This is a genomic window from Planctomycetota bacterium (assembly GCA_035384565.1).
In the GTDB taxonomy this organism is placed as follows: Bacteria; Planctomycetota; PUPC01; order DSUN01; family DSUN01; genus DAOOIT01.
Map to the genome: position 1 here is coordinate 99,787 of DAOOIT010000008.1, position 24,054 is coordinate 123,840.

At 68.3% G+C, this 24,054-nt stretch carries 18 protein-coding genes; 15 read left to right on the forward strand and 3 right to left on the reverse strand.

From position 1 onward, the window contains the following. The first annotated feature begins 15 nt into the window (after nt 1-15). From PLE19_04895 to PLE19_04935, 9 genes are all read left to right on the forward strand, one after another. Nucleotides 16-717, forward strand: coding sequence for a hypothetical protein (locus PLE19_04895; protein ID HPD14261.1), 702 nt, complete (start codon nt 16-18; stop codon nt 715-717). 144 nt (nt 718-861) lie between these two features. Further along, entirely contained in the window at nt 862-1,239 is a 378-nt protein-coding gene (locus PLE19_04900) for a hypothetical protein (protein ID HPD14262.1), read from the forward strand. 27 nt (nt 1,240-1,266) lie between these two features. Continuing rightward, nucleotides 1,267-2,511, forward strand: a complete 1,245-nt coding sequence (locus tag PLE19_04905) for an ABC transporter permease (GenBank protein HPD14263.1) — start codon at nt 1,267-1,269, stop codon at nt 2,509-2,511. A gap of 27 nt (nt 2,512-2,538) precedes the next feature. Next, a complete protein-coding gene (locus tag PLE19_04910) occupies nt 2,539-3,246 on the forward strand; it encodes an ABC transporter ATP-binding protein (GenBank protein HPD14264.1) in 708 nt (235 codons plus the stop codon). Nucleotides 3,247-3,295: 49 nt separating this feature from the next. Beyond that, nucleotides 3,296-5,572 carry a hypothetical protein gene (locus PLE19_04915; protein ID HPD14265.1) on the forward strand — a complete coding sequence of 759 codons (2,277 nt, stop codon included), beginning with the start codon at nt 3,296-3,298 and terminating at the stop codon, nt 5,570-5,572. Between the two features lie 648 nt (nt 5,573-6,220). After that, nucleotides 6,221-7,156 carry an asparagine synthase-related protein gene (locus PLE19_04920; protein ID HPD14266.1) on the forward strand — a complete coding sequence of 312 codons (936 nt, stop codon included), beginning with the start codon at nt 6,221-6,223 and terminating at the stop codon, nt 7,154-7,156. A gap of 148 nt (nt 7,157-7,304) precedes the next feature. Next, nucleotides 7,305-8,375, forward strand: a complete 1,071-nt coding sequence (gene carA, locus PLE19_04925; GenBank protein HPD14267.1) for a glutamine-hydrolyzing carbamoyl-phosphate synthase small subunit — start codon at nt 7,305-7,307, stop codon at nt 8,373-8,375. 136 nt (nt 8,376-8,511) lie between these two features. Next, nucleotides 8,512-11,823, forward strand: a complete 3,312-nt coding sequence (gene carB / locus PLE19_04930) for a carbamoyl-phosphate synthase large subunit (GenBank protein HPD14268.1) — start codon at nt 8,512-8,514, stop codon at nt 11,821-11,823. Between the two features lie 210 nt (nt 11,824-12,033). After that, nucleotides 12,034-13,323, forward strand: coding sequence for a 6-phosphofructokinase (locus PLE19_04935; protein HPD14269.1), 1,290 nt, complete (start codon nt 12,034-12,036; stop codon nt 13,321-13,323). Nucleotides 13,324-13,547: 224 nt separating this feature from the next. Here the strand turns inward: PLE19_04935 and PLE19_04940 are convergent, their stop codons facing one another. The 3 genes from PLE19_04940 to PLE19_04950 form a co-directional block, all read right to left on the reverse strand. Further along, on the reverse strand, nt 13,548-14,852 hold the full coding sequence (locus PLE19_04940; protein ID HPD14270.1) for an inorganic phosphate transporter: 1,305 nt from the start codon (nt 14,850-14,852) through the stop codon (nt 13,548-13,550). Nucleotides 14,853-14,891: 39 nt separating this feature from the next. Further along, nucleotides 14,892-15,566, reverse strand: coding sequence for a TIGR00153 family protein (locus tag PLE19_04945; protein HPD14271.1), 675 nt, complete (start codon nt 15,564-15,566; stop codon nt 14,892-14,894). Nucleotides 15,567-15,691: 125 nt separating this feature from the next. Beyond that, on the reverse strand, nt 15,692-17,536 hold the full coding sequence (locus PLE19_04950) for an ASKHA domain-containing protein (protein HPD14272.1): 1,845 nt from the start codon (nt 17,534-17,536) through the stop codon (nt 15,692-15,694). A gap of 132 nt (nt 17,537-17,668) precedes the next feature. Here PLE19_04950 and PLE19_04955 point away from each other — a divergent pair, with 132 nt between their 5' ends. The 6 genes from PLE19_04955 (at nt 17,669) to PLE19_04980 (ending at nt 23,955) form a co-directional block, all read left to right on the forward strand. Further along, nucleotides 17,669-18,463 carry an FHA domain-containing protein gene (locus tag PLE19_04955; protein HPD14273.1) on the forward strand — a complete coding sequence of 265 codons (795 nt, stop codon included), beginning with the start codon at nt 17,669-17,671 and terminating at the stop codon, nt 18,461-18,463. 46 nt (nt 18,464-18,509) lie between these two features. Beyond that, nucleotides 18,510-19,157: a hypothetical protein gene (locus PLE19_04960; GenBank protein ID HPD14274.1), complete on the forward strand. Its 648-nt coding sequence runs from the start codon at nt 18,510-18,512 to the stop codon at nt 19,155-19,157. Nucleotide 19,158: 1 nt separating this feature from the next. Next, complete coding sequence (locus PLE19_04965) at nt 19,159-20,166, forward strand: hypothetical protein (GenBank protein ID HPD14275.1); 1,008 nt, start codon at nt 19,159-19,161, stop codon at nt 20,164-20,166. A 99-nt stretch (nt 20,167-20,265) separates the two neighbouring features. Beyond that, complete coding sequence (locus PLE19_04970) at nt 20,266-22,578, forward strand: VIT and VWA domain-containing protein (protein HPD14276.1); 2,313 nt, start codon at nt 20,266-20,268, stop codon at nt 22,576-22,578. 84 nt (nt 22,579-22,662) lie between these two features. Further along, nucleotides 22,663-23,139 carry a hypothetical protein gene (locus tag PLE19_04975; GenBank protein HPD14277.1) on the forward strand — a complete coding sequence of 159 codons (477 nt, stop codon included), beginning with the start codon at nt 22,663-22,665 and terminating at the stop codon, nt 23,137-23,139. 135 nt (nt 23,140-23,274) lie between these two features. After that, a complete protein-coding gene (locus tag PLE19_04980) occupies nt 23,275-23,955 on the forward strand; it encodes a hypothetical protein (GenBank protein ID HPD14278.1) in 681 nt (226 codons plus the stop codon). Nucleotides 23,956-24,054: the final 99 nt, after the last annotated feature.

Consider the following 24,054-nt stretch of genomic DNA (forward strand, 5'->3'; position numbering starts at 1 on the left):
GAGAGGAGGCCGATCATGAGACGCCTGTTGCTAGCCCTCGCGGCCGTGTGTCTGCTCGCCGGGGCGCGCCGCGCCGAGGCGGCCGTCGGCTGCACCCTGAGCAACCCGGCCCGCGACCTGAAGTTCCTGTACCCGGCCATGACCACCTACCGCGAAGAGGCCCGCCAGCTCGACACGATGCCGGGCGGCAAGGAGATGTTCGAGGCCCTCAAGGAGCGCATCGGCAGCGACCTCGACCCCGTGTACGAAACCTACGACACCCCCTACACCCTCTACACCGTTTACAGGGGCGAGGAGGTCATCGGCATCGTCCACGGCGTCAACGTGCCCGGCAAAGGCGGGGTGATCCAGGTGTTCCTCTCGATGGACCCGAAGAGCGCCGAGATACGCCAGCTGGTCTTCCAACGCCTGGAGAGCCCGGCGGCCCGGGCGCTGAAGGCCGAAGCATTCCGCAAGCAGTTCGAGGGCCTCACACTGGCCGATTTCTACAAGCACGACTACTACAGGGCGGCCGACCCTCAGAGCGACAAGGACAAGGTGGGCCGCATCGCCAGCCCCGTGAAAGGAGGGGAAGGGAGCGAGGACTTTGCGGCATCGGTGCGCGGCGTGCGCAAGAACCTCATCCTGCTCGACCTCTTCTGCTACAATCGGCGCCACGAGCCGTTCTTCGAGCGGGCGAAGGAGGCCCTGGCGAAGGTGAAGGCCGGGGAGAAGTAAAACGAGCGCCCTCCCGACCACTCGAACACGTTCGGGAGGGTAACGATGCGCCCTGTCGCCCGTCTGATCGGTAGCCTCCCGGAGGAGTTGAGGCCTTCGGGAGGGCGACGCTGGGCGGCACAGCCGATGAAAGGGACGCCTGCAATGCGCAACATCCTGATCCTGTGCGGGGTGATCCTCCTGGCGGGTGCCGGAGTGGTGGCCTGGCGCCTCACGCGGCCGCAGCACTTCGGCCCGGCGTTCAGCGGCGCCCCGGCGACGAGCATCGGCGACCTGCTCGCGAAGCCCGAGGAGCACCTGGGCCGCGACGTCGCCGTCGAGGGCACGATCACGCGCCAGTGCCCGGCCACGGGCTGCTGGCTGTTCCTCAAGGACGCCAGCGGCAAGGACATTCGCGTGGAGATGAACACCATCGCTCCCCACTTTCCGCAGCACACGGGCCGGCGTGCCGTGGTCGAGGGCCGCCTGAGCAAGAGCGGCGACTCGTACGAGATTGACGGCAAGGCGGTGGAGTTCAAGTAGACTCGGCGTAGAGAGGAGAGTGTCCCGATGCGCTTTGTTTCCCTGGCCCTCAAGAACCTGCTGCGCCGCCCGATGCGTTCGGCCCTCACCGTGGCCGGCGTGGGGCTGGCCGTGATGGTCACCGTGAGCCTCAGCGGCTTCATCCTGGGCTACAGGCGCGCCATCAACGAGAGCATAGACAAGCTGGGCTTCCAGGTGATGATCATGGCCAAGGGCTGCCCCTACGAGGCAGCCACCATGATGCTCAAGGGCGGCACGGGCCTGCTCTATCTGCCCGAGGAGGTCTACACCGACGTGCAGCGAGACCCGGCGATTCAGGCCATCACGCCCGTCTTCATCGGCGTGGCCGAGAAGGAGGCCGGCGGCATCGGCGAGACGGCCAAGTCGTACACCGTCGTCACCGGCATCGAGGCCAAGACCTATGTGACCATGAAGCCCTGGCTGGAGTTCGCCACGGGCACGGGCTTCGACGGCGGGCGCTGGTTCGCCCCCGACTCCACGGATGAGGTGGTGATGGGCTACGAGGCAGCCACCTACGAGCAGCGAAAGGTGGGCGACGAGTTCTACGTCTCCGTGGCCCCCGCCGGCAAGACCGAACCCGTGATGCACAGGTTCAAGGTGGTCGGCGTCCTCGCCCGCACGGGCACCCAGGACGACGGCACGGTCTTCATGCCCTACCACGTGGCCCAGAAGGTCTTCGGCCGACCCGAGCAGTTGACCATCGTGGGCATCAAGATGAAGGACTTCACGGGCCCCGCCGTGCGCGACTTCACGGAGCGCTGGATCAAGCTGCCCGAGGTCCAGGTGGTGGGCCTCGAGCAGGTGAAGAGCACGCTGGTGATGCTGGTGGGCGCCGCGCAGGTCATGCTCACGGCCGTGGCCATGATCGCCGTGGTGGTCGCCACCATCGGCGTAATCAACACCATCCTGATGAGCGTGTACGAGCGGACCGGCGAGATCGGTATCATGAAGGCCATCGGCGCCGCGCGCGGCGACATCTTCCAGCTCATCTGGCTCGAGACCCTGGCGGTCTGCACGCTGGGTGCCCTCGTGGGCTGCGTCATCGCGGTGCTGGGCGTGCGAGTGGTCGAGAAGGGCATCACCACGCTGCTCGACATCGGCGTTCGCGGCTCCGTGGTGAGCATCACGCCCGAGGTGCTGGGCGCGGCCATTGCCGGCACCATCGTGGTGGGCTTCTTCGCCGGCCTCTACCCCGCCTGGCGGGCCGCCTCGATGCGCCCGGTGGAAGCCATTCGCGAAGGAATTGACTGAGCCCTCCCTGACCCTGGAGAGACAACCATGTGCGCTGCTCCGAACAACCCCGTCATCCGCGCCCGGAACCTCAAGCGCTACTACCGCCGAGGCAGCGAGACCGTCAAGGCGCTCGACGGCGTGGACCTCGACCTGCGGATGGGCGAGATGGTCTCGATCCTCGGCCCCTCGGGCTCGGGCAAGACCACGCTGGTGAACCTGCTCTCGTGCCTCGATGCGCCCACCGAGGGCACGCTCGCCGTCAACGGCCACGAGGTGGCCGGGCGGTCCGAGGACCAGCTCGCCGACGTGCGCCGCGGCACCATGGGCTTCGTGTTCCAGAAGTTCTACCTCCTGCCCACGCTCACCGTGGCCGAGAACGTCGAGCTGTCGCTCCTGTTCTGCCGCCGGCCCGTGCACCGCGCGGCCACGATGGAGGTGTTGCGCCAGGTGGGCCTGGCGGACCGCGCCTCGCACCGCCCGCGCGAGCTCTCGGGCGGCCAGATGCAGCGCGCCGCCATCGCCCGCGCCCTGATCGTCGAGCCGAAGATCCTCATCGCCGACGAGCCGACGGGCAATCTCGATTCGCACAGTGGCGAGGCCATCTTCGACCTCTTCCGCTCGCTCGTCGTGCAGCGCGGCATCCTCCTCGTCGTCACCACGCACAACCTGGCCCTCGGCTACCTTTCGGACCGCGTGTTCACCCTGCACGACGGCCGGATCGTCAAGGAAGAGGCCGGCCGAGGCGCCGCCTGAGTTCCCCGCCCGCATTGATTTGCCGTCATGCCCCTGCTAGAATGCCGGCATGAACAACGCGCTCGGCATGCGCCGCGCCCTCCTGCTCGTGGCGGCTCTCGCACTCGGCGCCTCGACCCACGCCGATGTGGTGCGCCTCAAGAACGGCAACGTGCTCGAAGGCAAGATCATCGCCGAAACCTCGAAGGAACTGCGCATCCGCACCGCCAGCGCGTCCGAACTCACGGTGCCCCGCGACCAGGTGGCCGAGATCGAAAAGGGCGAGGCGCCGTTCGAAATCTACAAGAAGCGCGCCGCCGCCCTGAAGGAGGACGACGCCGCCGGCCACCACGCCCTGGCCGACTACTGCCTCGAGCATCGCCTCCTGCCCGAGGCGATCGCCGAACTGCGGCGGGTGCTCGAACTCGAGAAGGACAACCCCGCGGCCCTGGCCAAGCTCCGGCCGCTGCTCGACCAGCGCGCGCAGCCGCTCCTCGGCCAGGCGAAGCGCCTCCAGGAGCAGGGCCAGTTCGAGGAGGCCGAAGAGCCGCTCATCGCCATCCTCGAGCAGTACCCCGACAGCTCGTTCGCAGCCGCGGCCCAGCACCACCTGGCCCTGGGCTTCGCCGCGCGCAAGCAGTACGACATGGCGCTGACACGCTGGCGCCGCGCCCTGGCGCTCGACGGGAAGCTCATCGAGGCCTACGAGGGCGCCGCCCAGGCCGCCGCCGAAACAGGGCAGTGGGCCGACGCCATCGCCTTCACCGAACGCGCCCTCGAGAACGCGAAGGACGTCGCCCACGCCGCGCGCCTGCGCGAACGCGCCGACGCGCTCCGCCACCTGGCGAAACTCCAGGAACAGGACGCCGACCCCAAGACTCGCGACGCCAGCCGCCTGGCCGCCGAGGCCCGCGTGATGATGCAGCTGGGCCAGCGCGAGCGCGCCTTCGCCCGCTACCAGGACGCCTACGACGCGGGCGCGCGCGACCCCGAGCTGCTGAAGCTCCTGTGCGACTACAACGAGCGGCACGGCCGCGTGCGCCTGGCGCTCGAGATCTACCAGCACCTGGTCGCCGCCAACCCCGCAGACGACGAGCTGGTGCGCCGCCGCGCCCGCGTCGAGCAGCTCCTCCTCGCGCCGAGAGCCTTCGCCACCCGCGACAAGGCCGAGCGCGAGCGCCTGCTCTTCCGCATCGCGCGCAGCGGCGCCTCCTTCGAGGCCATCCAGGGCGCCCTGGCCGAATGCACCGAGCGCGAGCCGCAGAAGTCCGGCATGGTCGAGGGCGCCTTCCTGGTGGACGAGTTGCTCGCCCGCGCCGCCTACGTGGCCTATGTGCCCAAGACCTACGACCCGCGGCGCCCCTGGCCCCTCATCCTCGCCTTCCACCGCGACGGCGAGACGGCCAAGGAGCACTACTACAACTGGGAAACCATCGCGGCCTCCGACCGCGCCATCCTCTTCTTCCCCGCGTGCCCCGCCAAGGCCGGCTGGCGTCCCGCGCACCTCAACGTCGTCCTCTCCGCCCTCCGGCACGCCACCAAAATCTACAACATTGACACCAACCGCGTCTATGCCGCCGGCACAGGGTCGGGAGGCTCGCTCGCCTGGGCCGCCGCCGTCCGCTGGCCCGACCGCTTCGCCGCCCTCGCCGTGCGCAACGCCCCCCTCGACGAGGTGAGCCGCCTCTACCTGCGCTCCACCGTCAACCTGCCCACGTACCTCCTGGTCAGCCAGCACGCCATGCCCGACGTCATCGGCTCGCACCGCGAAGCCTACAAGGCGATGGACGACTGGGGCTACGACGTCCAGCGCGAGGAGGTGCCCGGCTACGCGCGCAACCCCTCGCTGCCCGAGCTGAACACCAAGGTCATCGCCTGGCTGGAGAGCAAGGCGCGCAACCCCTACACCTCGCGGGTGCGCCTCGTCAGCTTCGAGGCCGCCAACGCCGCCGCCTACTGGGTCGCCATCGAGCGCTTCGCGCCCACCGTCTTCGACCCCGACCGCCGCCTCAGCTTCCGCGCCCCGCTCGGGCAGGAATACAGCCCCGAGCAGATGCAGATGATCTACCTCGGCGAAATGGCCAAGACCCTGGGGCAGGTCATCGCCGCCGTCGCCCCTGGCAACCGCATCAACCTCGTCACGAAGCACATCGAGGAACTCACCGTCTACCTCGACGACCGGATGGTGGACCTCGAGAAGCCCGTACGCATCGTGGCCAACGGCGAGGTCGTCTTCCAGGGCCAGGCCCAGCGCTCGATCGAGCAGCTCTTCGAGAGCGCGCGCTTCCACCGCGACCCCCGCCTGTGCTACGCCGCCGCGGTGCGCGTCAAAGTCCGCGACAAGTGAGGCAGCCGCGCACAAGCCTCCGGCCCCCCCCCTCCCTTACCCGCCGCTATCGCGCGGGTGTTGCAGAGCGGGCGAGCCTCTCTAACCTTATATGCAGCCATATCTTACGCACTCCGACCATTCCCCCTCCCATACTTGCTCATCCCCCGGATGAGCGAGCATGGCCGGAACCGCGAGAATCGCCAATCCTCGCCCTTCTACCCATGCTGTATCACTTCCCTCCTCACAGGGTTGATACAGCATGGGCAGGCTGCGCCCCCCAGGCACCCGGCAGAGCCCTCCCCAGGAACCGCCAGGTCCCCGACGAGCAGGAATGCCCACACCCTGCACCACCAGCCGCGTCCGGACCCCCAAGCCCCGAAGAACCACCTCTTGCCACGGAGCAGCCCCCAGCGGCCCGCCGCGAGTCCCTGCGATCGCAGCCACCAGCGCCCCGCCTGTGGGTGCTGCGGACAGGCTCCCGGAAGGCAAGCGGGACGCTTGCCGCCACGAGAGCCCCCTGAGCGCCACCGAAGCCGTTCGCCTCGAATCGTCCAGCGGCTTCCCGGGCGCAAATCGCCTTGCGTTTTCCCCCCCTTTTGGCTATGGTGTTCGGCAGCCGTTGCCGTGGGCGTACCGCGATAGCACCAGAGCACAGGAGAACACAGGGTGGACTGCAAGGCGTTCGTGCGCGAGCAGGTCGAGGACATCCGTCGCACGGTGGGCGATGCGACGGTCATCAGCGCGCTGTCGGGCGGCGTGGATAGCTCGGTGGTCACCGTGCTGGGCCATCGGGCCCTGGGCAACCAGATGAAGACGATCTTCATTGACGACGGCCTGATGCGCCAGGACGAGCCCAAGCAGGTGAAGGCGATCTTCGCCAAGCTCGGCATCCGGGTGAGCCTGCTCGACGAGAAGAAGCGCTTCTTCGACGCCTTCCGGGGGCTCACCGACCCCGAGGAGAAGCGCAAGGCGTTCCGCGACACCTTCTACAAGGTCTTCGGCGAGGCCGTGAGGGCCTCGGGCGCCCGCTTCCTGCTCCAGGGCACCATCGCGCCCGACATCCTCGAGACGAAGAAGGGCGTGAAGACCCAGCACAATGTGCTCGCGCAGATCGGCATTGACCCCAGGAGCGGCTACGGCTTCGGCGTCGTCGAGCCGATCAAGACCCTCTACAAGCCCGACGTGCGCCGCGTGGCGAAGTTCCTCGGCCTCCCGCCGGCCATCGCGCAGCGGATGCCGTTCCCCGGCCCGGGCCTCTCCGCGCGATGCATGGGCGAGGTCACCCCCGAGCGCATCGCCATCGTGCGCAAGGCCTGCCTCATCGTCGAGCAGGAGATGAAAGGCAGCAAGGCCTTCCAGGTGTTCGGCGTCCTGCTCGCCGACCGGCCCACGGGCATCACACGGGACGGCCGCCGCCGCGAGGGCGACGCCGTAGCCATCCGCTGCGTGGACTCCGAGAAGGCCGTGCTGGCCACGCCCACCCGGGTGTCGTGGGCCAAGCTCCTGCGCATGCGCGACCGCATCCTCCAGGAGATCCCCAGCGTGACCAAGGTGCTCTACGACTTGACCCCCAAGCCCCCGAGCACGATCGAATACATCTGATGCACGTTTCTACGAACGCATGTGGGGATGATTGGATGAATGGATGGCTGGATGGATGCCAGAAGAGCATGGCACGGCTCTTCGCCTTTCATCCATCCACTCCTCCCTCCATCCACTCATCCCCTCCAGAAGGGAAGGGCGAATCCTGATGCCCCAGAAGGCGATTCTCCTGCTGGCAGACGGCACCGCGTTCGACGGAGTGGCTCTGGGCGCGGTGGGCGAGGCAGCCGGCGAGCTCGTGCTCTACACGGGCGTCGTCGGCTACCAGGAAGTGGTCACGAACCCCTCCTACCGCGGCACACTGGTCACCTTCACCTACCCCATCATCGGCAGCTATGGGGTGAACGACGAGGACAACGAGTCGCCGGCCGTCCATACCCGCGGCGTCGTCGTCCGCGACTACAGCGCCACCGTGTCCAACTTTCGCGCCACCGGCACGTTCGAGGACCTGCTGCGGAAGAACGGCGTGGTGGGCATCCGCGAGGTGGACACGCGGGCCGTGGCCGTCCACCTGCGCGAGCACGGCGAGATGCGCGCGATGATCGCGCCGGCCGACGCCGACCGCGCGGCGCTCGCCGAGAAGCTCCAGGCCACGCCCTCGCCCTTTGCGGCCGACCTGGTGAAGGACCTGCCGGCCGAGCCCGGCCGCGCGCCCGTCGAAGGAGCCAGGCACCGCGTGACCGTGGTGGACCTCGGCGTCACCCGCAGCCTCCTTGCGCAACTGGCGCACCTCGGCTGCGCTGTGCACGTGGCGCCCGCGGCCGCCTCGGTGGCGAGCCTCCTCGCCGCCAGGCCCGATGCCGTGGTGCTGGCGGGCGGCCCGGGCGACCCGCGCGCGCTCGGCTATGCGGCCGAGACGGCTCGCGCGCTGCTCGGCAACACGCCGCTGCTCGGCATCGGCCTCGGCCACCAGGTGCTGGCGCTGGCACTCGGCGCCAAGGTGCGCCGCCTGAAGCTCGGCCATCGCGGCGTCAACTACCCCGTGCGGCGCCTGACCGACCGGCACTGCGACATCACCGTCCAGCACCACAGCTTCGTGGTAGACGACGCGGCCGTGCCCCCCGCCGTCGAGATCACCCACGTCAACGTCAACGACCAGACCGTCGAGGGCATCCGCAGCCAGGCGGCGCCCGCCTGGGGCGTGCAGTTCCACCCGACGCCCGACGAGCACGGGCGGCCGAGCAAGATATTGGAGCGATTGGTGGTGCAGGGCGAGTAAGAGGATGGCTGGATGAATGGATGATTGGATGGATGAGGGGCGTGCGGCCTTCCGCTCCTTCTGGCGTCCATTCACCCATCCGCTCATCCATTCATCCTCCCCAAGTTCCGTCACGAGCACGAAGGGGTGATTCACCTTGCCCAAACGGACCGACATCCACAAGATCCTCATGATCGGCTCGGGGCCAATCATCATCGGCCAGGCCTGCGAGTTCGACTACTCGGGCTCGCAGGCCTGCAAGGCCCTCAAGGAAGAGGGCTACGAGATCGTGCTGATCAACTCGAACCCCGCCACCATCATGACCGACCCGCGCATGGCCGACCGCACCTACGTGGAGCCGGTGACGGCCGAGGTGATCGAGAAGATCATCGCCCGGGAACGCCCCGACGCCGTGCTGCCCACCCTGGGCGGCCAGACCGGCCTGAACGTGGCCGTCTTCCTCGCCCGGGCCGGCGTGTACGACCGCTACGGCGTCGAGGTGCTGGGCGCCAGCCCCGAGGCGATCAGCCGCGCCGAGGACCGCGATCTCTTCAAGAAGGCGATGCAGGAGATCGGCATCGCGGTGCCGGCCAGCGGCATCGCCACGTCCGTGGAAGAAGGCATGAAGGTGGCCGAGCAGATCGGCTTCCCGCTCATCCTGCGCCCCGCCTTCACCCTCGGCGGCTCCGGCGGCTCGACCGCCTACAACTTCGAGGAACTCGAGGCCGCCCTCGTCAAAGGCCTCACCATCAGCCCCGTTGGCCAGGTGCTCGTCGAGCAGTCGGTCCTCGGATGGAAGGAGATCGAGTTCGAGGTCCTGCGCGACTGCGCCGACAACGTCATCATGATCACCTCGATGGAGAACGTGGACCCGATGGGCGTGCACACGGGCGACTCGATGGTCGTCGCCCCCTCGCAAACGCTCACGGCGAAGGAATACGCCCAATACGTCAACTACTCCAAGCGCATCATCCGCAAGATCGGCATCACGGGCGGCGGAGCCAACATCCAGTTCGCCGGCAACCCGGCCACCGGCGACATCGTGATCATCGAGGTGAACCCACGCCTCTCGCGCAGCTCGGCCCTGGCCAGCAAGGCCACCGGCTTCCCCATCGCGCGCGTGGCCACCAAGCTCGCCGTCGGCCTCACCCTCGACGAGGTGATGAACGACGTGACCGGGTGCAGCCGCGCCTTCTTCGAGCCGACAGTGGACTACTGCGTCTTCAAGATCGCCCGCTTCACCTTCAAGAAGTTCCCCCAGGCCGACCCCACGATCAACACCTCGATGAAGTCCGTCGGCGAAGCCATGTCCATCGGCCGCAACTTCAAGGAGGCCTTCCAGAAGGGCATTCGCAGCCTCGAAATCGGCCGCTACGGCCTCGGCTTCGACGGCCGCGACCACCTCGTCGAGGAGCCCAAGGACGAGGCCGAGCTCACCCACCGCCTCGTCGTGCCCAACGACAAGCGCCACTTCTACATCCAGAACGCGCTGCTCCAGGGCTGGAGCGTCGAGCGCATCGCCGCCCTCACGAAGATCGACCGCTGGTTCCTCGAAAACATCCGCGAGATCAACGACACCGCGGCCCGGCTGGCGCAGCACCGCGGCCGCGCCGGCCTCGAGGCCATGCCCCTCGAACTGCTCTGGGAGGCCAAGCGCAGCGGCTTCTCCGACGTGCAGATCGCCCACCTCACCGGCACCGACGAACTGGCCGTGGCCGCCGCGCGCAAGGCGCGCGGCGTGCGGCCCGCCTACAAGCTGGTAGACACCTGCGCCGGCGAATTCGCCGCTGCGCGGCCCTACTACTACTCCACCTACGAGAAAGTCAACGCCAACCGCATCTCCGACCGCAGGAAGATCCTCATCCTCGGCGGCGGGCCCAACCGCATCGGCCAGGGCATCGAGTTCGACTACTGCTGCTGCCACGCCTCCTACGCCGTCAAGGAACTCGGCTACGAGGCCATCATGGTCAACTCGAACCCCGAGACGGTCTCGACCGACTACGACACGAGCGACAAGCTCTACTTCGAGCCGCTCACGCGCGAGGACATCCTGGCCATCGTCGAGGCCGAGAAGCCCGAGGGCGTCATCGTGCAGCTCGGCGGCCAGACGCCGCTCAACCTCGCCGTGCCCCTCGAACAGGCCGGCGTGCGCATCCTGGGCACGTCGCCCGACTCGATCGACCGGGCCGAGGACCGCCAGCGCTTCGCGGCCCTGCTCGAGAAGCTCGGGCTCAAGCAGGCCCCCAACGGCACCGCCCTCTCCTACGAGGAGGCCCGCGAGATCGCCAACGAGCTGGGCTATCCCGTGCTCGTCCGCCCCTCGTTCGTCCTGGGCGGCCGCGCCATGCGCATCGTCTACGACGACGAGGAACTCAAGCACTACATCGCCGAGGCCAAGATCGCCTCCGAGGCGCTCACCGAGCACCCGATCCTTGTGGACAAGTTCCTCGAGAACGCGCTGGAGATTGACGTGGACGCCGTGGCCGACGGCGAGCGCTGCGTCATCGGCGGCATCCTCGAACACGTCGAGGAGGCGGGCGTCCACAGCGGCGACGCCGCCATGGCCCTCCCCCCTATCACGCTCACCGACGACGTCGTCGAGGAACTCAAGGCCCAGACCCGCGCCCTGGCCAAGGAACTCCAGGTCAAAGGCCTCATGAACGTCCAGTTCGCCATCCGCGAGGACGTGATCTACGTCCTCGAGGTCAACCCCCGCGCCAGCCGCACCGTGCCCATCGTCAGCAAGGCGATCGGCGTGCCGCTCGCCAACATCGCCACGAAAGTCATGCTCGGCTACTCCCTCGAACAGCTCGGCTTCACCAAGGAGGTGGAGATCGAGCACGTGGCCGTCAAGCAGTCGGTCTTCCCCTTCGTGCGCTTCCCCGGCGTGGACGCCGTGCTCGGCCCCGAGATGAAATCCACCGGCGAGGTCATGGGCATCGACACCAGCTTCGGCCTCGCCTATGCCAAGAGCCACCAGGGCGCCGGCAACAATCTGCCGCTGTCGGGCACCGTCTTCATCTCCGTGCGGAACACCGACAAGCGCGACTGCATCCTCATCGCCAAGAAGCTCGACGACATGGGCTTCGACCTCGTGGCCACCGAGGGCACCGCCAGCACCCTCGCGCGGAACGGAGTCCGCGTCCGCAAGCTCCAGCGCGTCTCGATCGGCCGGCCCAACGTCGTGGACCTCATCAAGAACAAGGAAGTCAAGCTCATCATCAACACCGTGAGCGGCAAGAACCCGCGGAAAGACGAGGTCTACATCCGCAACGTCGCCATCGCCAACGGCATCCCGCTCATCACCACCATCAGCGGCGCGGCCGCGGTCGTGCAGGGCATCGAAGCCCTGCGCAAGCGCGGCATCAGCGTCAAGAGCCTCCAGGAATACGGCACCCGCTACACCCCGCCGAGGAATCTCGCCCCGCCGTCCCACGCGAGCCTCCGCGATTCGCAGCCTCCGGCTTGAGCCACGCCCAGCGAGGCCCCTGTCCGCAACGGCGGCTCGCCCCCCAGGATGCCTGCCCTCTCCCCCTCGGAACGGGCCGAGGCCCATTTGCTCAGGGCCGCCCTGATTCGTATGATAGTGGGACCGCGAAGGGCTGGGCAGCCGAGCCGTGGCGCGGCTGGCTCATTCGACGGCCTCTCGAGAGCACCGGCAATAGAGGAGACAGCGCAGATGGCAGAGCAGAAGGGCAAGCTGGGCATCCTGGTCGGCGGCGGGCCGGCCCCGGGCATCAACGGCGTCATCGGGGCGGCCACCATCGAAGCCATTCAGAACGGCCTCGAGGTCGTCGGCATCTACGACGGCTTCAAGTGGCTGATGCAAGGCGACACCACGCACACCACGCCCCTGACGATCGGCGACGTGTCGCAGGCCCGCGTGCGCGGCGGCTCCATTCTGCACACCTCGCGCGAGGCGCCCACCAAGAAGCCCGAGACGCTGGCCAACGTGGTGAAGGCCCTCGACACCCTGGGCGTTCGCTACCTCGTGACCATCGGCGGCGACGACACGGCGTCCAGCGCCATCCAGGTCGCCAAGGCCTCCGGCGGCAAGCTCCGCATCGCCCACACGCCGAAGACCATTGACAACGACCTGCCGCTGCCCGCGCAGGCGCCCACGTTCGGCTTCCAGACCGCCCGCACCCTGGCCGCGGAACTCGTCCGCAACCTGGTCGAGGATGCGCGCACCACCCGCCGCTGGTACCTCGCCATCATCATGGGCCGCACCGCCGGCCACCTGGCGCTCGGCTCGGGCAACGTGGCCGGCGCCACCCTGAGCATCATCCCCGAGGAGTTCGCCGAAGGCCAGTGCTCCCTCGACCTCCTGTGCTCCATCATCGAGGCCGCCATGGCCAAGGGCAAGGCCGTGGGCCACGACTACGGCGTCGCCAGCATCGCGGAAGGCGTCGGCCTCCTCATCGCCGAGGAGATCGCGGCCAAGTACCCGAACAACCCGCTCGTCGAGTTCGAGCGCGACCCCCACGGCCACATCCGCCTGGGCGAGGTGCCGCTCGGCGTCATCATCAAGAAGGAGCTCCAGGCCCGCGCCAAGGCCCGGGGCGAGAAGATCACCATCGTGGACGTGACGATCGGCTATGACCTGCGCTGCGCCGCACCCATCCCGTTCGACGCCGACTACACGCAGCAGCTCGGCTGGGGCGCCGTGCGCTACCTGCTCGGCATCGGCGAGGAGAGCTACGGCAGCGAGCCGGGCGCCCTCATCTCGATTCAGGCCGGCGAGGTCGTGCCCATCCCCTTCAGCGACATCTTCGACGAGAAGACCGGCCGCGCCCCCACCCGCCGCGTCAACATCAACTCCGACATCTACCGCGCCGCCCGCGCCAACATGATCCGCCTGGAGAAGAAGGACTTCGACGACCCCGCTCTGATCGAGAAGTGCGCCAAGGCGGCCAAGATGAGCGCCGACGACTTCCGCAAGAAGTTCGGCCCAATCGTCGGGGCCTGAGGCCGTGCGGACCGCGTTCTCGCGCAGAGGGGCAGGCGCCGCGACCGAGTCGGGCGAACCCGGCGCCCTCCAAACACCACCGCCTCCGAGGCCGGCACGCCGGCCCTCGGCGGCAACCAGCCGGCAACGCGCGGCGGCGAAGGTGATCGCGCGCCAACCCGTCGCCTGCCGGGGAAACCCCGCCTAAGCCTCCGGCCGCCCCGAAGGTGCCAGAGTAGCGCGCCTCACGGCGCGGCGGGCATCAGTTGCTTCAGGAAGAGGTCCACCCCAAGCGAGTGGCCGAGGACAAAGAGCAGCATGGTCGTGCCAGCCGCGGCAGGCACAGTGGCCAGCCACGAGCCGATGATGTTGCGGATCACCCGCTGGTTCACAGCGCCCAGGCCGCGCGCCAGCCCCACGCCCAGCACGGCTCCCACCACGCAATGCGAGGTCGAGACGGGCAGCCCGAGCCGCGTGCAGGAGAGCACCGTGGCGGCCGTGGCGATGCCGGTGGCCACGGCGCGCGACGGCGTGATCTCGGTGATCCCCTTGCCAATGGTCCGCATGACCGTGTAGCCGTAGGTGGCCAGCCCCAGCACGATCCCCAGGCCGCCGAGCGCGAGGATCCAGAACGGCACAGCCACGCGCATCTTCACGGTGCCTGTCTTGAGAATGTCAGCAATGGCGGCCAGCGGGCCGACCGCGTTCGCCACGTCGTTGGCGCCATGTGCGAACGACACCGAGCAGGCCGCCATGACCGCCAGAGGCACAAACAGCCGCTCGACCCGGCGCAACTGCTCGGGCAACGGCAGCCCGACCTCCCCCCGCGCCCGGTAGCGGAGGAGACGCCGCGAGACGACGGCGGCGACGAGGCTCACCAGGGCCGCGGCCAGGATGGCGCGGCCCCCCGTGGCCCACTCGGCAAACACGCTGCCCGGCTTCAGCAGGTTCTTCATCCCGTCGTAGATGGTCGCCAGGGCCACGACGAGCGTGGTGAGAAACACCATGAGCGGGGCGATGCGCGCCGCTGCCGCCAACGGCTGCGCCCTGGTCAGCACGGTGCGGAGAATGAATCGGAACAGGACGTACCCCAGCGCCAGGCCCGCCACGGGCGAAATGAACCAGCTCGACACGATCTCGAGCATCTTGCCCCAGTTCACCGAGTGGATGCCCGCGGCGACCACGCCGAAGCCGGCGACGGCGCCCACGATCGAATGCGTGGTGGAGACCGGCATGCCCAGCCACGTCGCCACGTGCAGCCACACGGCCGAGGCGAACAGCGCGCTGGCCATGCCCAGGCAGAACACCTCGGGGTTCCGGCACAGCGCGTCGGGCGACACGATCCCCTTTCGGATCGTGTCCGTCACATCCGACCCCACGAGCACGGCCCCCGCGAACTCGCAGATGGCCGCGATCAGGATGGCCTGCCGGACCGTGATGGCGCCGGAGCCGACGGGCGCCCCCATGGAGTTCGCCACGTCGTTCGCGCCGATCGTCCAGGCCATATACAGGCAGAGGGCGACGATGCCGCCCATGAGAAGCCACAGCATGGCGCATCCTAAGCGTGGAGGGCCAAGCCACGCGGGCGCTCAGCCCTTCACGATCATGGTCCGAAGCATGTCCCCGGTGTTCTCGGCAGAGTTCGCAATGGCGCTCAGCGCTCCCAGCATCTTCTCGTAGAAGATGATCGTGATCGGGTCGAGCTGCTTCTCGAGGCAGTAGATGTGCTGGCTGAGCTTGCGCTGCATGCGATCGGCCTTCCACTCCCCTTCGCCCAGGCCGCTGATCATCTTGAGCACGCTCTCGGCCTCGGCGCCCCCGAAGGAGGTCTCGGCCAGCGACTCGAGCTCCTGCGCCGCGTTGGTCAACGTCTCGCTCACCAGCACCACCTGGTCGAGAAACGCGCGGAACTCCTCCACCAGCTCGGGATGGATCTTCGTGCTGCGGATCAGCAGCACGACGGCGAAGTCCTGCGCCGCGTCCGCGATCTCGTCCTGGCAGTGCAGGAATTGCTCCAGGTCGCCGCGCGACACGGGCATGAAGTAGCGCCGAGGCAGATGCTGGCGAATCTCGTGCTTCACCACGTCGGCCTCGTACTCGAGCTTCGACACGGCATCCTGAAGGCGGTGAATCTCGGCCCAGTCCTCGCGCACGCAGGCCTCGAGCAGCGGACGCACGAGTTTGACGCACTCGTTCACCTTCTTGGTGTGCTCGACGAGGGGGCCGAAGGGCGACTTGCCGAACAATTCGCGGATCAGGCTCATAGCCATCTCTCCAGGCGGCGGGGCTGCGGCGCGACAGGGCAACAGGCGCCTCGCCCATGACGCGGGAGGACTCTACCACAAACGTGCCACGAACACAATTCCAGCACAACCGCGGGGGGGTGTGCTCACTCGCTCTCGGGGAACAGCATGGCTTCGGCGAAGTGGCTCTGGAACTCCGGCAGGCCGCCCAGCTCGAGGTACTCGGTCTCGCGCGAGATGACCTCGGCCTGGGCCCGGTAGTCCGCGCAGGCGAGGACCATTTTCGCGCCCACGAGCGCGGCGTTGCCGATGAAGTGGATCCTCGCGTGCTCGACGGGCGGCAGAAGGCCGATGCGCAGCGCGTTGCGCCGGCGGATGAAGTTGCCGAAGCCGCCAGCCAGCAGGATGCCGTCGAGGCGCGCGTCGTCGAGGCCCAGCTCGCCCTTGAGCACCTCGATACCGGCGCGGATGGCGCCCTTCGCGAGCTGCACCTGGCGGATGTCGCCCTGGGTGAGCAGGATGGGCGAGCCGAGGTCCGTCTCGGCCTCGTGGGCCAGGATGAAGTCGTAGCCGCGCTCACCGGGCACCACTCGCCGGCGCAGCGCCTGGGGCAGCTTGCGGGGCAACTCGCCGGGGCCAAGCATCCGCCCGCTGGGCTCCAGGATGCCGGCGCGCAGGAGCTCGGCGATCGCGTCCACCAGGGCCGAGCCGCACAGGCCGCGAGGCCGGGCGTCGCCGATGACGCTCGTCTCGACGTCGCGGCCGAAGCGCACCTGCTCGATGGCGCCGTCGGCCGCGCGCATGCCGAACCGGATGCGCGCGCCCTCGAAGGCCGGGCCGGCCGCGGTCGAGCAGGCGATCAGGCGCCGGCCCGTGCCGAGCACCATCTCGCCGTTCGTGCCGATGTCCACGGCCAGCGTGGGCTTCCGGCACGCGAGCAGGTTGGCGGCCAGGATCACGCCCACCGTGTCGCCGCCCACGAAGCCCGCGATGTTCGGCATCGCGTAGAGCCGGGCGCGCGGGTGAACGGCGATGCCGAGTTCGGCGGCCGGCACGACCATGGCTGCGCGCACCACGGCGGCAAACGGCATCTGGGCGATCTGGCGCGGGTCGAGGCCGAGCAGCAGGTGGTTCATCGTGGTGTTGCCCACGGTGGTGACCTCGTAGATCGCCTCGCGCGCGATGCCCGCCCGCGCGGCCACCTCGGCCACGATGTCGTTGATGCACCCGACCACCTTCTCCTGCAACTCGCGCAGGCCGTTGCCTTCGGAGGCGTGGGTGATGCGCGCCACCACGTCGTCGCCGAAGCTCACCTGCGGGTTCGTGCGCGCCGCGAGGGCCGCCTCGTGGCCGGTCGTGAGGTCGAGCAGCGAACCGACCACGGTGGTCGTGCCGATGTCGAGGGCGAGGCCGAAGGCGCGCGCCGCCGTGTCGCCGGCCTCCACGGCGAGCACCTCGCCGCCATGCAGCACGGCGGTGAGGCGCCGCCCGTCGGCGCGCAGGGCGGCGGGCAGCTCGCGCGCGGCGCCAAGGCTGAAGCGCAGCCCGTTGCCGCCCAGGGCCTCCAGGGCCCGATCGACATCGGACCTGGGGTCGGCCAGCGACGCCTCGGGCACCCGCACCGCCTGCTTGGCCACCGCGGGGCAGAGCCTCGTGGCGCCGCCGACGCCGCTCGTGAGGATGCGCTGCTCGAAGAAGCGCGAGGCATCGGGCACGGTCACCACCGTCTCGCGCACCAGCTTGGCCTGGCAGGCGAGCCGGAGGCCGCCAGCCAGTTCCCTCGGCTTCAGCAGGCGCCGCTCGGTCGCGGTCGCCGGCGAGCAGCCGTCGCGCACCACGATGCGGCACTTGCCGCACGTGCCGCGGCCGCCGCACGGGGTCTCCACGATGATGCCGGCCCGCGCCGCCGCCTCCAGCACCAGGCTGCCGGGCAGCACGAAGGCGGCCTTGCCCTCGGGCTCGAACGTCACCTTGATCGCGCCGGTCGTCACGGGGGTCTCTCCAAACCCCGTGATGTTAGCGCAAGGCCGGCAACCTGTCAAACACCGCGAGGCCGCCTTGACTTCCCTGAAGGCTCTTGGCAAAATACCGCCTGATGGGTCCCTGCATCCACGAGTGTGGCCATGGCCAGACTGGTTAACGTGAGGACGAAGAAGGCCTACCCTCTGGCCGCCGATGAAGTGGTGATCGGCCGGCATCCGAGCTGCCACGTCCAGGTCCTGGAGAAGCAGGTCTCGCGCAAGCACTGCTTCGTCATCCGCTCGGCCGAGGGCTGGGTGCTCCGCGACTCCGGCAGCATGTTGGGCACATACCTCAACGGGGAGTTGCTGACGAGTCCCTACTGCCTCGAGCCCGGAGATGCGGTGAAGGTGGGCACCGAGACCTTCATCTACGAGGAAACCAAGGAAGACGCGCACAAGCCGATGACGCTCCGGCCCCTGTCGGACGCGGGCACGGACGAGTTGGTGCCGTTCGACATTCCCGGGCGTCTGCGGCACAGGTCGAAGCGTTTGCCGGTGGCCATCGGCCTCAGCGTGGCCGTGGGGGCGGTGGGCGCGCTGCTCGCCATCCTGCTGCTGACGCGCCAGGGGCCCACCCAGGCCGTGTTCCGCGCGGCCGAGTTGCTCCGGGGCCGCCAGGTGCGTGAGCTTTGGGGCATCCTCACCGACGAGCGCCGGCAGGCCCTCCCCTTCGACGAGTTCAGCGCGGAGATCAAGGCCATCCCCGACGAGGCGCTCCGGGCGCTTCAGACCCTCAAAGTGGGCGTCCCCTACCACACGGACCGTGGGGTGGTCGTCCCCGTCTACGTCCAGGCCAAGGGCGAGCAGCTCGCCGGCGACATCGTGCTCTACCGCCAGAGCGGCGCCTGGCGAATCCACACTGCGCCCACAGACTGGCTCCGCTCATTCGAAGAATGAGAAGCTATCTCAGAGCGGCCCTCTGCCTCCTCCTGGGGACTCTCCGATGTGGCGCATCGCGTTCGCTGTCTCGCTTGTACTCGCGGCGTCTCTGGCCTCCTCCGCCGCCGACGAGGCGCCGGCGTCGCCCCGCTCCGAGGCGCGGCGGCCGTGGCCGCCCGCGGCCTACGCGGCCGAGCGCGTGAACGACTTGCTCGACGCCTTCGAGCTCAACGCGGGCATCGGCCGCGGCGCGAAGCTCAGCCTTCGGTACGGCCTCCACTTTTTCGGACTCGGCGAGGCGCGCACGCGGCGCTACGGCGTGCTCGACCGCCGCATGGGCACGTGGCGTGAGCTTGACTCCGAGCTGAGCCTCTTCCCCCTCAGCCTGCTCGCCTGGCCCGTCGAAGGGGCGGCGGGCCTGGCAGGGGCGCGCCAGCTCCAACAGGATGCCCGCTTCGTGCTCCAGGCCGGCACCGAGGGCGTGCAGCACCTCGACCGCAAGAAGCTGAATGGGGACCCCGAGTTTGTGCTGAAGGACACCGTGGAGGGCCCGCTCCACACGCGCTGGGGCGACTGCTTCCCCATCGGGGCCGAGATGCAGGCCGGCGTCGGCCTCCGCCTCACGGTGCGCCCGCTTCAGCTCGTGGATTTCCTGGCCGGATTCATCGGCATCGAGCTGGACCCCTGGCTGGCCACCGAACGGGAGCGGTGAGATGGCGGTCGTCGCAGGCATAGACGAGGCCGGCTACGGCCCGTTCCTCGGGCCGCTCGTCGTCAGCGCCGTGGCCCTCGAGGTGCCCGACGACGCCGCAGGCGACGACCTGTGGACCCGTCTGGCCAACGTCGTCTCGCGTTCGCCTCGCGACGCCGACCGGCTGCCGGTGGACGACAGCAAGCGCCTGTTCACTCAGAGCCGTGGCGTGCGCCACATCGAGCGCACGGCCTTGGCCTTCGCCGCGGCCTCTCCTAAGCCTCCCGATGACACTCAGCGTCGCAACCACAGTGCAGGCAATTGGATACAATCTTCAACTGTGCCAGGCACCTTTAGGAGCCTGCTGGAGGGGGTCGCCGTCCTCAGCGAGGAACTCGCTGCCTATCCCTGGCACCAGGGCACGGACCTCCCCCTTCCCCTGGCCGCCGACCCGCAACGCCTCGGCTCAGACGCGCAACGGCTCCGCTCCCACAACGGCATGCGATTCCTGGGCGCACGCTGTCTCCCCGTCCTCGTCAGCGAGTTCAATCGCCTGGTCGCCGCGCACGGCACCAAGTCGGCCACGCTCTTCCTGAAGACCGCACGCCTCCTCACGTGGCTGTGGAACGCGTGGGGCGACCGCGGCCTCATCGTGTACGTAGACAAACACGGAGGCCGCAACCGCTACGAACACTTGCTCTACGAGGCCATCTTCGGCGCCACAGTGCGCGTCGTCGCCGAGGGCGCAAGCGAGTCCATCTACACCGTCACGGACGGCACCCGCCGCATGACCATCGGCTTCTACGAGGGGGGCGACTCGCGCCACCTGCCCGTCGCCCTGGCGTCAATCTTCTCTAAGTACTTGCGGGAACTATTCATGCATAGCTTCAATGCCTGGTGGTGCGAACGCCTCCCAGGCCTCAAACCTACTGCCGGCTATGCTGCGGATGCCCGCCGCTTTCTGCGCGACACTGCCGAGGCGCGCCGCCGCCTCGGAATCCCTGACTCCCTCCTCATAAGAAACCTGTAGCCACACCGAAGCGGCTGGAACCCCGCAGCCCCCTGTGGCGTCCAACTTGACGGGCTATCCGCAGGAGTTCCGGTCATGACTCGCGATAGGAGGACGACCATGAAGGCGACGAGTGTTCTCATTGGCGCAGCGTTAGCCATTGCTGCGATTGGCCTTATGGCTCACCAGGCCCTCGCCTGCGTGGTCGTGCCCGAGCCGATCCCCATCGTACGCCCGTGGCCCCATCCCACCCCTCCCCCACGCCCGACCGAGCAGGCCGTCGAGACCCACTCTCACGCCGCCGAAATCACGATCAGCGGCCCGGTCGCCAAGGTAGCCGTCAACGCAACCTTCTACAACCCAAACCCTTACGTGATGGAAGGCACCTACATGTTCCCTCTGCCTGGCGAGGCCTCGGTGGAGAACTTCGAGATGAACATTGACGGCAAGATGGTGAAGGGCGAACTGCTCGACGCCGACAAAGCCCGCGGCATCTATGAGGATATCGTCCGGAAGCGCAAGGACCCCGGCCTGCTCGAGTGGGTCGGCTCCAAGCTCCTCAAGTGCCGCGTGTTCCCGATGAACCCGCGCTCCGAGACCAAGGTGAAGCTCAACTACACCCTCGCCCTCAGCGCGACCGGCGACCTGTTCGAGTTCAGCTATCCCCTTCGCTCGGCCAAACCCATCTCGGGCAAGATCGGCACCTGCGCGGTCAAGGTCCGAATCGAGCAGAAGGACGGCATCAAGACCCTCTACTCGCCCACCCACCAGGTGGACGTGACGCGCAAGGGCGAGACCGAGGCCGCCCTGGGCTTCGAAGAGGCCAACGTGGTGCCCGAGCGCGACTTCAAGCTCTATTTCAGCACGTCCAGGAAGGACATCGGGGTGGCCGTGATCACCCACAAACCGGCCGCCGAGAACGGCTACTTCCTGCTCACCGTGGCGCCCAACGTCGAGGAGAAGCCCGACGAGGCGCAGCCCAAAAGCATCGTCTTCGTGGTGGACACCTCGGGCTCGATGGCCGGCGAGAAGATTGACCAGGCCAAGGGCGCGCTGCGCTACTGCGTGAGCAGCCTCAAGCCGGCCGACTACTTCGCCCTCATCCCCTTCGCCACCGAGCCGGCCCCGTTCCGCGAGGGCCTCCTGCCTGCCACCAAGGAGAACATCCAGGCGGCGCAGGACTTCATTGACAAGGTCGAGGCCCGCGGCGGCACGGCGATCAACGATGCGCTCGCCCTCGCCCTCAAGACCATCCAGGGCGCCCAGGGCCTGCCCATGATCGTCTTCCTCACCGACGGCTTGCCCACCATCGGCGAGACCAATGCCGACCTGATCCTCAAGAACGTCGCCGCCGCCAACGCCGCCAAGGCTCGCCTCTTCGTCTTCGGCGTCGGCTACGACGTGAACACCCAGCTCCTCGACAAGCTGGCCGAGGAGAACCGCGGCTCGCCCGACTACGTGAGCCCCAAGGAGAACATCGAAGTCAAGGTCTCCAGCTTCTACCAGAAGGTGGCCAGCCCCGTGCTCTCGGACCTCAAGCTCGACATCCCTGGCCTGAAGACGAGCGACGTGTACCCGAAGACGCTGCCCGACCTGTTCCGCGGCAGCCAGCTCATGGTCCTCGGCCGCTTCGAGGGCGGCGGGGCCAAGGCCATCAAGCTCTCGGGCACCGTGGCCGGCAAGCCGCGCGAGTTCGTCTACGAGGCCACCTTCGGCGAGGGCGCCGACAACACGTTCCTGCCCCGCCTGTGGGCCGTGCGCAAGGTGGCCTTCCTGCTCAACGAAATCCGCCTCCGCGGCCGCAACCAGGAACTCGTGGACGAAGTGGTCAAGCTCGGCAAACAGCACGGCATCCTCACCCCCTACACCTCGTTCCTGGTGGTCGAGGACGACGTGCGCCCCGCCGTGGCCGGCGTGCCGCGCGCCGAGTTGCGCGAACGCCTGCGCCGCGAGGCCGAGAGCTTCGCCGCCCGCGCCGACGGCCAGCGAGCGGTCGAGGAGGCGAGAGTGCTCCAGGACGCGCTGGACGTCGACATGGTCCGTCCCACCAAACCGACAACCCGCCCCGTGGCGCCGGGCGAGCCGGCCGCGCCGCCCAGGATGTCCATCGGCGGCCCCGCCATCACGAGCGGTCGCGCCAACAACGCCTTCGGCTACGGCGGCGAGGCCAGGAAGAACCTCGAGAAGGCCGCTGCCGAGGTGATCGTGACCATCGCCGACAAGACCTTCTATCGCAAGGCCGACGGCTTCCTGCACGACAGCCTCTACAACGAGGCCGAGCACAAGGCCCAGATCATCGAAGTCAAGGCATTCAGCGACGAGTACTTCGCCCTCCTCAAGAAACACCCCGGCATCGGCCGCTACCTCGCCGAGGGCGAGCCGATCATCATCGTCATCGAAGGCAAGGTCTACAAGATCGCGAAAGAGATGTGATGGATGCTGGAGGGGCGCTCTGCGCGAAGAGTGCCCCTCCAGACCTCCCCCCAGAAGCTCTCACACCCCAAGGAGGACACGACCGTGCGACCCATGGCGTTCCGGTGCATCTGCCTCGCGCTCGTGCCTGGCGTCGCTCTCGCCAAGGCCTACTTCGCAGGCAACCGCGAGATGGTCGAGAAGGCCGAGTGCATCGCCATCGTCAACATTCAGAAGGTCGAGCCTGCCAACACCAAGGGGCGCAACTGGACGTATTCGCAGAAGGCCACGGGCATCGTCGAGAGGGTCCTGAAGGGCGCGGCAAGAGGCGAGATCGCGCTCTACGGGCAAGAGGACTTCATCTGCGCCCGGTGCACCTTCCAGAGCGGGCGGCATCTGCTCTTCCTGCGCAAGGACGCCGACCTGTGGGTGGGGTGCAACTGGCAACTCAGCGTCCGTCCCATTCGAGATGGCAAGGTGCCGTGGTCGAAGGATGGCGGGGCGCGCTTCGAACAAGCGGAGTTGCCCCTCGCCGAGGCGTTGGCCGACATCGAGCGGATCGTGAGGGAAGAGAAGAAGTGAGGACGAACGCCCCCGCCTGAGTTCCCCTGGCCCTGCCACAACGTGATGCCCACCGGCTCGCTATCGGCGGTTGACTCCGCCGCGGGGGGGTGGTATAAACAAGACGTCTTCCATTGCGGCGCCCAGGAGTCGGTCATGGAGAGGCGATGGGTGATGCGATGCGGCCTGGTGCTGGCCGCGGCGGCCGTGGGCCTCACGGGCTGCACCTCGCTCGGCAAACGCGCGAAGGGGCCATTCCACTTCGCCGGCCTCTATCTCCAGGACCGGTATGAAGATCTGACCGAGGTTGTGGACATCGGCCTGATGATCACGCTCAAGTCAGGCTTCGCCCTCTACACCTCGGTCGGCTCGTTCACCCCCGTGGGCGGCGGGTACGTGGACGGCTATTTCTTCGGCATCGGGGGCGGGCAGTTCCTGGGCATCGGCCACGCGCGCCTGCTGCACACCCGCCACTACTTCGTCGGCGGCGGCCTCATGCTCTGGGGCTACGAGGAATACGGCTGGGACGTCTTCGACACGGAGGACATGTCGACGCTGCGCTGCCTCGACACGGGCGCCGCGGCCCTCGTGCTGCCGCCGCACCCGCGCCCGGGCACGTGGCCCTCGTGGCGCAACTACGCGCACGCGGGACACATCGGGTTCATCGCCAACGCGAACCTCTTCGAGGCGGTGGACTTCCTGTTCGGCTGGCTCGGCTTCGACTTCTGCGGTGACGACGGGGTGCCGCTGGGCAAGTGGGCCTGGCAGACGTATGATGAGGCGGATGTGAATTCGTTCGAGTTCTACGAGTACCACCGAGGCTTCGAGAGCTACTAGGGTCTGTGCGGGAATCCACGCGGGACTGCGACGCCGCGGATTCTGGCTCATCAGGGTTTGGCGCGCCTGACGTGGCAGTCGCCGGAGAGCGTGGGACGG

What these genes read in the sequence shown, in the direction of transcription:
- PLE19_04945 (HPD14271.1), bottom strand. Translation starts at nt 15,566, where the DNA reads ATGAGCCTGATCCGCGAATTGTTCGGCAAGTCGCCCTTCGGCCCCCTC.
- PLE19_04905 (HPD14263.1), top strand. Translation starts at nt 1,267, where the DNA reads ATGCGCTTTGTTTCCCTGGCCCTCAAGAACCTGCTGCGCCGCCCGATG.
- PLE19_04980 (HPD14278.1), top strand. Translation starts at nt 23,275, where the DNA reads ATGGAGAGGCGATGGGTGATGCGATGCGGCCTGGTGCTGGCCGCGGCG.
- PLE19_04960 (HPD14274.1), top strand. Translation starts at nt 18,510, where the DNA reads ATGTGGCGCATCGCGTTCGCTGTCTCGCTTGTACTCGCGGCGTCTCTG.
- PLE19_04915 (HPD14265.1), top strand. Translation starts at nt 3,296, where the DNA reads ATGAACAACGCGCTCGGCATGCGCCGCGCCCTCCTGCTCGTGGCGGCT.
- PLE19_04895 (HPD14261.1), top strand. Translation starts at nt 16, where the DNA reads ATGAGACGCCTGTTGCTAGCCCTCGCGGCCGTGTGTCTGCTCGCCGGG.
- PLE19_04940 (HPD14270.1), bottom strand. Translation starts at nt 14,852, where the DNA reads ATGCTGTGGCTTCTCATGGGCGGCATCGTCGCCCTCTGCCTGTATATG.
- PLE19_04910 (HPD14264.1), top strand. Translation starts at nt 2,539, where the DNA reads ATGTGCGCTGCTCCGAACAACCCCGTCATCCGCGCCCGGAACCTCAAG.
- PLE19_04970 (HPD14276.1), top strand. Translation starts at nt 20,266, where the DNA reads ATGAAGGCGACGAGTGTTCTCATTGGCGCAGCGTTAGCCATTGCTGCG.
- PLE19_04935 (HPD14269.1), top strand. Translation starts at nt 12,034, where the DNA reads ATGGCAGAGCAGAAGGGCAAGCTGGGCATCCTGGTCGGCGGCGGGCCG.
- PLE19_04900 (HPD14262.1), top strand. Translation starts at nt 862, where the DNA reads ATGCGCAACATCCTGATCCTGTGCGGGGTGATCCTCCTGGCGGGTGCC.
- carA (HPD14267.1), top strand. Translation starts at nt 7,305, where the DNA reads ATGCCCCAGAAGGCGATTCTCCTGCTGGCAGACGGCACCGCGTTCGAC.
- PLE19_04955 (HPD14273.1), top strand. Translation starts at nt 17,669, where the DNA reads ATGGCCAGACTGGTTAACGTGAGGACGAAGAAGGCCTACCCTCTGGCC.
- PLE19_04965 (HPD14275.1), top strand. Translation starts at nt 19,159, where the DNA reads ATGGCGGTCGTCGCAGGCATAGACGAGGCCGGCTACGGCCCGTTCCTC.